We start from the raw sequence: 13,025 nt of genomic DNA, 5'->3' as shown, positions 1-13,025 counted from the left end.
AACAACCACGCCTGCGCCAACAGTACGTCCGCCTTCACGGATTGCGAAGCGAAGACCGGGGTCCATAGCGATGGGTGTGATAAGTTCAACATCACAAGAGATGTTATCGCCGGGCATTACCATCTCTACGCCTTCTGCAAGAGTGATGATACCTGTAACGTCTGTTGTTCTGAAGTAGAACTGAGGTCTGTAGCCGCTAAAGAAAGGTGTATGACGTCCGCCTTCCTCTTTAGCAAGGATGTATGCCTCAGCTTTGAACTTCTTGTGGGGAGTGATTGAGTTCGGCTTGGCAAGTACCTGACCGCGCTCAACGTCGTCCTTTTTAATACCGCGGACAAGAATACCTACGTTGTCGCCAGCTGTTCCTTCATCAAGAAGTTTGCGGAACATTTCGATACCTGTTACGGTTGTTTTCTGTGTGTCACGGATACCGATGATCTGGACTTCTTCGCCGACTTTGACTTTACCACGCTCTACTCTGCCGGTTACAACTGTACCACGGCCGGAGATGGAGAATACGTCCTCGATGGGCATAAGGAAGTCTTTATCGATATCACGCTGGGGTTCCTGAATGTAGTCATCAAGTGCCTGCACAAGGTCAAGGATAGGCTGAGACCACTTGGGGTTGTCGCCGTCGTTAAGAGCCTGAAGTGCGGAACCTTTGATGATGGGTGTATCGTCGCCGGGGAACTCATAGGCAGAGAGAAGATCTCTGATTTCAAGTTCAACGAGTTCGATAAGTTCCTCGTCGTCTACCATGTCGATCTTGTTCATGAATACTACGATGTAAGGAACGCCTACCTGACGAGCGAGCAGGATGTGCTCACGGGTCTGGGGCATGGGGCCGTCAGCGGCAGACACAACGAGAATTGCGCCGTCCATCTGTGCAGCACCGGTGATCATGTTCTTAACGTAGTCGGCGTGACCGGGGCAGTCAACGTGAGCATAGTGACGCTTGTCAGACTCGTACTCCACGTGTGCTGTTGCGATGGTAATACCGCGCTCTCTTTCTTCAGGAGCTTTGTCGATGTTACCGTAGTCTACGAACTGTGCGTAGCCTTTCTTCGCAAGGATGTTAGTGATCGCTGCGGTCAGTGATGTTTTACCGTGGTCAACGTGGCCGATTGTACCAACGTTAACGTGAGGTTTCGTTCTTTCGAATTTAGACTTGGCCATTTAAGTCCTCCTAAAACTTTTAACTTCTTATTTTGAATGAGCTTTAACTATTTCATCAGCGATGTTGTTGGGAACCTGCTCATAGTGGTCGAACTGCATTGTTGATGTAGCTCTACCCTGAGTGATAGATCTCAGCTGAGTAGTGTAACCGAACATCTCTTTCAGAGGCACCATACATTTAACAACCTGTGCGCCGCCTCTCATGTCCATACCCTCTACCTTGCCTCTTCTGGAGTTAAGGTCGCCCATTACGTCGCCGGTGTATTCATCGGGACAAACGACTTCAACTTTCATGATAGGCTCAAGGATAACGGGGCCTGCTTTCTTGGAAAGTTCTTTGAAAGCCATAGATGCCGCAATTTTGAACGCCATCTCGTTTGAGTCAACATCGTGGTATGAACCGTCATAAAGGACAGCTTTAAGGTCTTCAACGGGGTAGCCTGCAAGGCATCCTGTTTCCATTGCTTCCCCGATACCTTTTTCAATAGCGGGTATGTATTCTCTGGGAACCGTACCGCCCACGATCTTGTTCTCGAATACGAAGCCCGTGCCGGGTTCCTGAGGATGCAGCTCGATGCAAACGTGACCGTACTGACCACGACCGCCGGACTGCTTGATGTATTTGCCCTCTCCGGAAACGGACTTGGTAATTGCCTCACGGTAAGCAACCTGAGGATTACCGACGTTGGCTTCAACTTTGAACTCTCTCATCATCCTGTCGACGATGATCTCAAGGTGAAGCTCACCCATACCGGCGATGATTGTCTGACCTGTCTCTTCGTCAACACGAACTCTGAAAGAGGGATCTTCCTGAGCAAGTTTCTGAAGAGCAACGGACAGTTTATCCTGATCGCCTTTAGTTTTAGGCTCAACGGCAACTGAAAGAACAGGCTCGGGGAATTCCATAGCTTCAAGAATTACCGGCTTGCTTTCGTCGCAAAGAGTGTCACCCGTGATGGTGTACTTAAGACCTACTGTCGCACAGATATCTCCGGCGCAGATCTCTTTGATCTCCTCACGTTTGTCGGCGTGCATCTTAAGAAGACGGCCGATTCTCTCTTTCTTGCCTTTTGTTGAGTTTATTACATAGTTACCTGCTTCAAGCACGCCTGAATAAACTCTGAAATATGTGAGCTGACCCATGTAGGGGTCTGTCATAATTTTGAATGCAAGGGCAGAGAAGGGTGCTTTGTCGTCTGCTGCTCTCTCTTCTTCTGCGCCTGTATCAGGGTTAACACCTTTGATGGGCGGAATGTCTGTGGGAGAGGGCAGGTAAGCAACAACTGAGTCAAGCATGGGCTGAACTCCTTTGTTCTTGAACGAAGAACCGCACACTACGGGGATGAAGTCGATGGCTATAACGCCTTTACGAAGGGCAGCCTTCACTTCTTCCTCGGTGAACTCCTCGCCTTCGAAGTATCTGTTCATCATCTCTTCGTCAGATTCACAGACAGTTTCGATAAGTTTAGTTCTGTACTCTTCAGCTTTGTCGACAAGGTCTTCGGGGATTTCAGCTTCGTGGAAAGCTGCGCCGAGTTCCTCACCTGTCCAGATGAATGCTTTCATCTTAACAAGGTCGACTATACCCTGAAATTTGTCCTCAGAACCGATAGGAAGCTGGATGGGAAGGGGCTTGGCTTTCAGTCTGCTCTCGATCTGAGATACGACGTTATAGAAATCCGCACCTGTTCTGTCCATCTTGTTTACGAATGCGATTCTGGGAACTTTGTATTTATCAGCCTGACGCCAAACGGTTTCAGACTGGGGTTCAACACCACCCACTGCGCAGAAAACTGCAACAGCGCCATCGAGTACTTTCAGAGAACGCTCAACTTCGATTGTGAAGTCAACGTGTCCGGGGGTATCGATGATGTTTACCACGTGGTCTTTCCACATGCACTGAGTTGTAGCGGATGTGATGGTGATACCACGCTCACGCTCCTGCTCCATCCAGTCCATTGTAGCGGCGCCGTCGTGAACTTCGCCGATTTTATAGTTAACACCGGTGTAAAAGAGTATTCTCTCAGTTGTGGTCGTCTTACCGGCATCGATGTGAGCCATGATACCGATGTTTCTCTGCATGTTCAGAGGTGCTTTTCTAGCCACAGTGAGCCTCCATTACCATCTGAAGTGGGCAAACGCACGGTTTGCTTCAGCCATTTTGTGAGTGTCTTCTTTCTTTTTAAAGGCGTTTCCTTTGTTTTCGGAAGCGTCGATAAGTTCAAATGCAAAGCGGTCAACCATGGTTCTTTCTTTTCTGTTTCTGGAGGCGTTGATGAGCCACCTGATAGAAAGAGCCTGTTTTCTGCTCAGTTTAACTTCGATGGGCACCTGATATGTTGCTCCACCTACTCTTCTTGATTTAACTTCAAGCTGGGGCTTAACGTTTTCAACCGCCTGACGGAACACTTCGATTCCTTCTTTGCCGGTTTTCGCTTTGATAAGCTCAAGCGTCTGGTAGAATACTCTCTCGGCGACTGACTTCTTGCCATCGTACATCAGGCTGTTGATAAATTTAGTCACCAGAGTGTCGCCGTAAACGGGGTCACCAAGAACCTCACGTTTCTTAGCTACTCTTCTTCTTGCCATATTAGTTCACCTTGCCTTACTTAGGTCTTTTAGCGCCGTATTTAGAGCGGCTTTTCTTTCTGTTTTTAACGCCTTCTGCGTCAAGAGCTCCACGGATGATCTTATAACGAACACCGGGAAGGTCTTTTACCCTTCCGCCTCTCACAAGAACAACTGAGTGTTCCTGAAGGTTGTGGCCGATACCGGGGATGTAAGCTGTAACTTCGATCCCTGATGTGAGTCTTACCCTTGCAACTTTTCTAAGAGCCGAGTTAGGTTTCTTAGGTGTAGTTGTGTAAACCCTTGTGCAAACGCCTCTTTTCTGAGGGTTTCCCTGAAGGGCGGGCGACTTGGTTTTTTCGACCGGTTTCTTTCTGCCTTTTCTTACCAACTGATTAAGTGTAGGCAACGTCGCACCTCCATAAATATTGCTTCGCATTTATATCAAGTTCCTGCGGCGATCTTCGGGCGCAACAGGACGCACCAATATCAGGCGAAGAGCAAACACAATAGCAACCGCAGGAGATAAAGTCAAGAACAATATTTAAGGTGAAAACCGCACGGGAAGGGGGTGGTGAGAGGAGAATCATCATATCGGATTTGGTGTTTAGATGCAAGTTATACGAGGAAGATTTTGTGAGATGAGCAAAAGCATACGTTTAAGTATGTGTTGCAAGCGAACGGAATCTGACGCAGCAATGCGCCGCAGATAAACACCAAACAAAAAAAGGGGAGCTTTTCAGCTCCCCCTGTTTACTAGGCTTCCTTTGTTCCTGCGTTAAGGAACTTATATTTGCTGTTGCAAATATGCTTCGAACCTGTACCGGCGGGTATGAGTTTACCCATGATAACGTTCTCTTTAAGGCCTCTGAGCTCGTCCATCTTACCGGAGCAAGCAGCGTCGGTAAGAACTCTGGTGGTCTCCTGGAAGGAGGCGGCAGAGATGAAGCTGTGAGTGTTAAGAGCCGCTTTGGTGATACCCTGAAGAATGGTACGTCCCTGAGGCGGTCTTTTGCCTTCTGCTATCATCTCTTCATAAACCTTAACGAATTCGGATTTGTAAACCTCTTCGTTGGGCATGAAGATAGAGTCGCCGGCTTCCTCGATAACGATCTTCTTAAGCATCTGGCGAACGATAACTTCGATGTGCTTATCGTTGATATGAACACCCTGCTTACGGTAAACTTCCTGAATCTCGTCAACGAGATATTTCTGCAGAGCCTCTTCACCGAGAACCGCCAGAATATCGTGGGGGTTCACGAGACCGTCAATAAGAGCCTCGCCCGCTTTGATACGGTCGCCGTCGTGGACGTTGATGTATCTCTGAACGGAGATGCTGTAGCTCTTCTTAACGTTAGTCTCTTCGTTGGTGATGGTAAGTTTTCTTAAGCCACGGGCAGTGTTCTCAATTGAAACTATACCGTCAATCTCTGCGATAACCGAAGGATCTTTAGGCTTACGGGCTTCGAAAAGCTCTGCAACCCTGGGAAGACCCACGGTGATGTCTTTTGTTTTCTGAGTATCTCTGGGTATTTTTGCCACGATATCACCGGGCATAACCTCTGCACCCTCTTCCACCATGATGTTTGCACCGACGGGGAGGATGTAGCGCTGGATAGTTTTGTTATCCTCGCTCTTGATAGAGATACGGGGCTGTTTGCGGCCTCTTGTGTTGCTGATGATTACCTTCTGTGACAGACCTGTGATCTGGTCGATGTCCTCTTTCAGGGTCTCACCTTCAACGATATCGCCGAAAGCAACCTTACCTTTAAATTCTGTCATGATGACAGCAGCATAGGGATCCCACTCAGCAATCAGATCGCCCTGTTTTACCATAGAGCCGTCTTTAATGTGCAGTTTGGTTCCGTATGCAATGTTGTATTTCTCAAGTACACGGCCTTCGACATCGATGATCTTAAGGATACCGTTACGGTTAAGGACAGTAGGTTCACCGAACCTGTTGTCAACAACCTTCATATCCTCAGTCTGGATGCGGCCGCCTATCTTGGCGTTCAGGCTTGACTGCTCTGCGGATGAAGAAGCAACACCACCGATGTGGAACGTTCTCATCGTAAGCTGAGTACCGGGTTCACCGATTGACTGTGCCGCGATGATACCCACCGCTTCGCCCATCTCAACCTCACGGCGTGTTGCCAGGTCAAGACCGTAGCACATGCGGCATGCGCCGTGCTTAGCTTCACATGTCAGGATTGAACGAACCATTACTCTGTCGATTCCCGCCTGCTCTATTTTGTGGACGATCTCCTCTGTTATGAGTGAACCGGCCTCAACGATCAGTTCGTCTGAAACTGAGTCGTAGATGTCCTCAAGAGTGTAGCGTCCGAAGATACGCTCACCAAGGGGCTCAACAACTTCAGAACCCTCCATGAGAGCTGTGATCACGATACCTTTGATGGTATGGCAGTCGTCCTCGGAGATGATGACATCCTGAGCAACGTCGACCAGACGTCTTGTAAGGTAACCTGAGTTCGCAGTTTTAAGAGCCGTATCCGCAAGACCTTTCCTCGCACCGTGGGTGGAGTTGAAGTACTCGGACACCGTCAGACCCTCACGGAAGTTTGACGTAATGGGTGTCTCGATGATCTCGCCCGAAGGTTTGGCCATAAGACCCCTCATACCCGCAAGCTGTGATATCTGCGCCTTAGAACCCCTCGCACCTGAGTGCGCCATTATATAGATGGGGTTGTAGAAGCGTTCACGCTTGGCAGTTTTCGATTTATCGCCGCCGATGGTCTGAATGTTTTTCATCAGTTTATCGGTGATGACGTCGTTTGTTGTAGACCATGTATCGATGATCTGGTTATAGCGTTCGCCCGCTGTCAGAGCACCTTCACGGTAGTGGTCGTTAATTTCACGTACTTTCTGGTGCGCCTGAGCGAGCAGGTCGGCCTTCTCATTAGGAATGATGAAGTCATCAATACAGATTGAGTAGCCCGCAACCGTTGAGTATGCGAAACCAAGGTTTTTAAGTGCGTCAAGGAACTGAACCGTGTGGAAGTTGCCCAGACGTTTGTAAATTGTGTCAACCAGCGTTACGAGGTCCTTTTTGGTGAAAAGACGGTTAACGACATCAAACTCTATTCCTTCGGGAACTATCTTATAAAGGATGATCCTGCCGGGAATTGTGTCGTATATCTTGCCGTTCATTCTCACTTTGATCTCAGCGTGGATATCCACTTTCTTGTGATCCAGAGCGATGAGAACCTCTTCGGGGCTGGAGAATTTCATTCCTGCGCCTTTAGCGTTTCTCATCTCGCGTGACAGGTAGTAGATTCCGAGAACCATATCCTGTGTAGGCGTGGCAAGGGGCTTGCCGTGGGCAGGTGAAAGTATGTTGTATGAAGCGAGCATCAGTGTGCGTGCTTCAAGCTGTGCTTCGTATGACAGAGGAACGTGAACCGCCATCTGGTCACCGTCGAAGTCCGCGTTGAACGCAGGACAAACGAGGGGGTGAAGTCTGATAGCCTTGCCCTCGATGAGGACAGGTTCAAATGCCTGAATACCGAGTCTGTGGAGCGTAGGGGCACGGTTCAGAAGAACGGGGTGCTCTCTGATAACCTCTTCCAGAACGTCCCAGACCTCGGGTCTCTGCTCTTCAACCATCTTTTTGGCCTGTTTAATGGTGGAAGCGATTCCTCTTTCCTTCTCAAGTTTGTAGTAAAGGAAGGGTTTGAACAGTTCCAGCGCCATTATCTTGGGGATACCGCACTGGTGCATGTTAAGGCTGGGTCCCGCAACGATAACGGAACGGCCTGAGTAGTCAACCCTTTTACCCAGAAGGTTCTGACGGAAACGACCCTGCTTACCTTTGATCATGTCGGAAAGAGATTTCAGAGGGCGCTTGTTGGAGCTTCTGATAACTCTTCCGCGTCTGCCGTTGTCGAACAGTGCGTCAACCGCTTCCTGAAGCATACGCTTCTCGTTGCGGATGATGATCTCTGGTGCGTTCAGTTCCATCAGCTTCTTAAGACGGTTGTTCCTGTTTATTACCCTTCTGTAAAGGTCGTTAAGGTCGGATGTCGCAAAGCGGCCGCCGTCCAGAGGAACAAGGGGACGAAGCTCGGGCGGAATTACGGGGAGAACGTCAAGGATCATCCACTCAGGTCTGTTGCCGGACTTGCGGAATGCCTCAACCACTCTCAGACGTTTCGCCAGCTTCATCTTCTTCTGCATGCTGGTGGTGTCACGGAGTTCCTCTTTCAGCTCGATGAGCAGAAGGTCAAGATCCACTTTTTTCAGCAGGTCTTTAATTGCTTCCGCACCGATCTTCGCTTCGAAAGAGTTGTTTCCGTGGTCTTCGATCAGTTTTCTGTATCTGTCCTCTGTAAGCAGCTCACGCTCTTTCAGGGGAGTAGCCTTCGGATCCGTAACTATGTAGGATTCGAAGTAGATGATTCTTTCAATATCCTTGATGGAAAGGTCAAGGATCGAGCCTATACGGCTGGGAGTGCCTTTGAAGAACCAGATGTGGCACACGGGAGAAGCGAGGTCGATGTGACCCATTCTCTCACGTCTCACTTTAGACTGAATAACCTCAACGCCGCACTTCTCGCACACGATTCCTCTGTGCTTCATACGCTTGTACTTTCCGCAGAGACATTCCCAGTCCTTCACGGGACCGAATATCTTCGCACAGAACAGACCGTCCCTTTCAGGTTTGAAGGTACGGTAGTTGATGGTTTCAGGCTTTGTAACCTCGCCGGAAGACCACTCAAGGATCTTCTCGGGAGAAGCTATTTTGATTCTTATTGCATCAAAAAATCTTTCTTTTTTGTTGTCGAACAGGGTACTCACTTTCATATGTTATGAGTCCTCCGTAGTGTCTTCTTCTGTCACTGCATCCTCTGGAAGCTCAATGATTCCGTCTTCATTGTATGTCAGCAGTTCTATGTCAAGCGCCAGACCCTGAAGTTCTTTGATAAGAACGTTAAAGGATTCGGGCATGCTCGGGCTGAATGAGAAGTTACCGTTGACGATGGCTTCGTAAACTGTTGTACGTCCCTCAACGTCGTCGGACTTAACTGTCAGCATCTCCTGAAGGATATGCGCCGCACCGTATGCCTCAAGTGCCCAGACCTCCATCTCTCCCAGTCTCTGTCCGCCGAACTGAGCCTTACCGCCCAGAGGCTGCTGAGTAACCAGAGAGTACGGGCCTGTTGAACGGGCGTGGAGTTTGGTATCAACAAGGTGGTGCAGCTTAAGAACATACATGATGCCCACTGTCACTTCCTGCTCAAACTTGTCGCCTGTTCTGCCGTCATACAGAGCTGTCTGTCCGTCGGACTGGAAGCCCGCTTCAAGCAGCATATCTTTGATGTCCGATTCACGGGCACCGTCGAAAACTTCTGTTGCAACCTTGATGCCGAGTGCTCTCGCCGCCCAGCCGAGGTGAACTTCAAGAACCTGTCCCACGTTCATCCTCGAAGGAACTGAAAGGGGGTTCAGGACTATGTCAACGGGTGTGCCGTCGGGCAGATAGGGCATGTCCTGAATGGGAAGTATTCTTGAAACAACACCCTTGTTACCGTGACGTCCGGCCATCTTGTCACCAACGGAGAGTTTTCTCTTGATGGCAACATAAACCTTTACTGATTTAAGAACGCCTGCGGGAAGTTCGTCGCCCTTCTCCACTTTGCGCTTCTTATCTTTATAGTAGTCGTCCGCCTCTTTAACTTTTTCGAAGTAGATGGCGTTGACCTTTTTAACTTTTGCGTCAAGCTCTTTCGCCTCAGCTACATCAAGCTGGATGAGGTCTGTGTAGGGGAGTTTGTAAAGAACTTCCTCTGTCAGAACCGTACCTGCGGGGATGCTTGCCGTGGGCGAAGTGTATTCGCTTTTCAGTGTCAGACCGATGAAGAGTTCCGCAACCTTTTCGTTTCTTGATTTCTCAAGAGCCTTGAGTTCACGCTCGTAATCTCTCTGGATTGCGATGTATTCCTCTTTTTCGATCTGCTCTGTTCTGTAGTCCTTGTCGATTCCCCTTCTTGTCATCACCTGTACGTCAACGACAGTACCGTGGATGCTGGGGGGAACTCTCAGAGATGCGTCCTTAACGTCGCCCGCTTTCTCACCGAAGATCGCACGAAGCAGTTTCTCTTCGGGTGTGGCCTGAGTTTCGCCTTTGGGCGTAACTTTGCCGACGAGGATGTCACGGGGTTTAACTCTTGCGCCGATGCGGATGATACCTGATTCGTCGAGGTCTTTCAGAGCCTCGTCGGAAACGTTGGGAATATCAGCCGTGATCTCTTCGGGTCCGAGTTTTGTATCTCTGGCCTCAATTTCGAATTCTTCGATGTGGATTGAGGTGTATCTGTCTTCACGGACAACCCTTTCTGAAATCAGAATGGAGTCCTCATAGTTGTAACCCATCCAGGGCATGAATGCGAGAACCATGTTCTGACCGAGAGCAAGCTCTCCGTTGTCAGTTGCAGGGCCGCCCGCAAGGAATGTTCCCACATGAACTTTTTCGCCGGGTCTTACGATGGGCTTGAAGTTGATGCAAGTATCCTGGTTGGATCTTCTGTATTTCACAAGTTCGTATACGTCCAGACCGAAGTCTTCGCCGTCGGTGTAGCGTACACATATCTTTGATGAGTCGATGTATTCAACAACGCCCGCTCTTTTTGCGGTGATGACCGCTCCGGAGTCAACGGCAACCTTCTGCTCCAGACCTGTTCCCACGATGGGGGAGTCGGTACGGATAAGGGGAACTGCCTGACGCTGCATGTTCGATCCCATAAGTGCCCTGTTCGCATCGTCGTGCTCAAGGAAGGGAATAAGAGCTGCGGACACTGAAACGATCTGCTTGGGAGAGATATCCATGAACTGGATAGACTCTTTCGCCGTAAGCAGAGGCTCGCCGAGGTGTCTTGCCGCTACGAAATCCTTCACAAATGAACCGTCCTCGTTCAGAAGGGCGTTGGCCTGAGCGATGAAGTAGTCCTCCTCCTCAATTGCCGACATGTAGACGACTTCGTCTCTAACAACGCAGTCAGCTACCTTTCTGTAAGGCGTTTCGATGAAACCGAACTCGTTCACTTTCGCATAGGTTGTAAGCGATGTGATAAGACCGATGTTCGGACCTTCAGGTGTTTCAATGGGGCAGATACGTCCGTAGTGAGATGTGTGAACGTCACGTACCTCGAAGCCGGCTCTGTCTCGGTTAAGACCGCCGGGGCCGAGTGCAGAGAGCCTTCTTTTGTGGGTAATCTCACTGAGGGGGTTGGTCTGATCCATGAACTGCGAAAGCTGGTAGCTTCCGAAGAATTCCTTAATGGATGCAGACAGAGGCTTAGCGTTCAGCAGATCCTGAGGAGTCAGGTCTTCAACGTCCTGAATGCTCATTCTCTCCTTAACGGTCTTTTCCATTCTGGAAAGGCCGATACGGATATGGTTCTGCAGCTGCTCGCCTGCCGCACGCACACGTCTGTGACCAAGGTGGTCGATGTCGTCCACACGGTCAAGACCCTTACGGATGTTCTCCAGAACACGGATGGTTTCAACTATATCTTCTTTTGTAAGTGTGGTTGTATCAAGGTCAACGGAGAGACCGAGTCTCTTGTTGATCTTAAGACGGCCGACCTTCGACAGGTCATATCTCTTCGGGTTGAAGAAAAGGTTGTCGAAAAGGGTTCTGGCCGTATCCTCCGTTGCGGGTTCGCCGGGACGGAGTTTTTTGTATATATCAATGAGAGCCTCTTCCTGAGTCTTAACCTTGTCAGCGGCGAGGATGTCCCTCATAACGCTGTCAGCGGTAAGTCTGTCGATGAAGAGAACTTTGAAGTTCTGTACGTTTGCTTCCTTGATCTTGTCGAAAAGCTCAAGATTGACCTGAGTGTTGGCCTCGATGAGCACTTCGCCGAAGCTGTCAAGCACGTCCTCTGCAAAGAAGGTATGCTCAATATCTTCAAAAGTGATGGGCAGTTTTGTTATGCCGGCTTTTGAGATACGCTTTCTGGAAGCTTTGGTGATCTTATGTCCGGCCTTAACGATAACGTTTCCTTCTTCGTCAACGATATCGAGACTGTTACGCAGACCGAGAACTATGTCCTCGTTGAAATCCTTGAACATAGATGCGCCGTCGAAGAAGATGTTCTCCTTGGTGTAGTACATGTTCAGAATCTCATGCTCTGTGTAGCCCAGTGCTTTCAGCAGGACTGTAGCGGGGATCTTACGCTTCTTGTCGATGCGCACATACATGATGTTCTTGGAATCAAAATCGAAATCTATCCATGAACCTCTGTAGGGGATGATCCTTGCGCTGAAAAGGTGCTTCTCGATAACGCCTTTAGAGGACGTAAGGTCCTCGAAGAAGATACCGGGTGAGCGGTGGAGCTGATTTACGATAACCCTTTCAACACCGTTGATAACGAAGGTACCACGGTCGGTCATAAGGGGAATATCGCAGAGATAAACCTCCGATTCCTTGGCAGAAACAACTGATTTCTCACCTGTTTCCTCGTTGACATCATAAGTTACCAGCCTGACTTTGATCTTCAGCGGGGCAGCATATGTTGTACTTCTGTCAATGGCTTCCGAAGGAGTGTATTTGTGCTTTTCTATTGAATAGTTGATATACTCCAGCACGGCGGTCTCGTTGAAATCCGTGATGGGGAATATCTCTCTGAACACCTCTTCCAGACCCTTAAGGCTGCGTGATTCAGGAGTTTTTTCGGCCTGAAGAAACTCGAAATAGGAGTCTCTCTGCACCTCAATGAGATCCGGAATATCAATAACCTTATTGATTCGGGAAAAATTGCGTCTCTGGGTGGGTTTGCTGGTCAAATTCATTCGTTTCACCTTCCGGTAAATTATTAACGAAAGAGGGGGGAGCAGTGCTCCCCCTTTTTAGGATTGCTTGTTTAACAGTAACTTAAGCGGGTTGTTACTTAACTTCAACAACTGCGCCGGCTTCTTCAAGCTTAGCTTTGATAGAAGCAGCTTCCTCTTTAGTTACACCCTCTTTAACGGGTTTCGGAGCTTCGTCAACTACAGCCTTAGCCTCTTTCAGTCCAAGACCTGTAAGCTCTCTAACTACTTTAATAACCTGAACTTTTTTCTCGCCGCCATCTTTGATGATTACGGAGAATTCAGTTTGCTCTTCAACAGCTTCAGCTGCAGCGGGAGCTGCAACAACTGCTGCAACGGGAGCAGCGGCAGATACGCCGAATTTTTCTTCGAGCTCTTTCACGAATTCAGCAAGCTCGATAACAGTCATTTTCTCGATAAACTCTACTACTTGATCCTTAGTTACAGACATC

The 13,025-nt window shown here is 49.0% G+C and carries 7 protein-coding genes; all 7 read right to left on the bottom strand.

Annotated elements, in window-relative coordinates; translation table 11 throughout:
* Positions 1–1,176, bottom strand: a 1,176-nt coding sequence (gene tuf / locus C8D98_RS03570) for an elongation factor Tu (protein ID WP_165871171.1), incomplete at its 3' end; no start/stop codon positions are given.
* Positions 1,177–1,203: 27 nt separating this feature from the next.
* Entirely contained in the window at positions 1,204–3,282 is a 2,079-nt protein-coding gene (gene fusA, locus C8D98_RS03565) for an elongation factor G (RefSeq protein ID WP_132872086.1), read from the bottom strand.
* A 12-nt stretch (positions 3,283–3,294) separates the two neighbouring features.
* Positions 3,295–3,765: a 30S ribosomal protein S7 gene (gene rpsG, locus C8D98_RS03560; RefSeq protein WP_132872084.1), complete on the bottom strand. Its 471-nt coding sequence runs from the start codon at positions 3,763–3,765 to the stop codon at positions 3,295–3,297.
* A 16-nt stretch (positions 3,766–3,781) separates the two neighbouring features.
* Positions 3,782–4,153 carry a 30S ribosomal protein S12 gene (gene rpsL / locus C8D98_RS03555; protein WP_132872082.1) on the bottom strand — a complete coding sequence of 124 codons (372 nt, stop codon included), beginning with the start codon at positions 4,151–4,153 and terminating at the stop codon, positions 3,782–3,784.
* A 347-nt stretch (positions 4,154–4,500) separates the two neighbouring features.
* Positions 4,501–8,565, bottom strand: coding sequence for a DNA-directed RNA polymerase subunit beta' (gene rpoC, locus C8D98_RS03550; protein ID WP_132872080.1), 4,065 nt, complete (start codon positions 8,563–8,565; stop codon positions 4,501–4,503).
* 3 nt (positions 8,566–8,568) lie between these two features.
* On the bottom strand, positions 8,569–12,555 hold the full coding sequence (gene rpoB, locus C8D98_RS03545; protein ID WP_132872078.1) for a DNA-directed RNA polymerase subunit beta: 3,987 nt from the start codon (positions 12,553–12,555) through the stop codon (positions 8,569–8,571).
* A gap of 94 nt (positions 12,556–12,649) precedes the next feature.
* Positions 12,650–13,024 carry a 50S ribosomal protein L7/L12 gene (rplL, locus tag C8D98_RS03540; RefSeq protein WP_132872076.1) on the bottom strand — a complete coding sequence of 125 codons (375 nt, stop codon included), beginning with the start codon at positions 13,022–13,024 and terminating at the stop codon, positions 12,650–12,652.
* Position 13,025: the final 1 nt, after the last annotated feature.

The organism is Seleniivibrio woodruffii (assembly GCF_004339245.1).
Lineage (GTDB): Bacteria > Chrysiogenota > Deferribacteres > Deferribacterales > Geovibrionaceae > Seleniivibrio > Seleniivibrio woodruffii.
The sequence above is the reverse complement of the archived record's forward strand: the minus strand, read 5'-3'. Positions and strand labels throughout refer to the sequence as shown.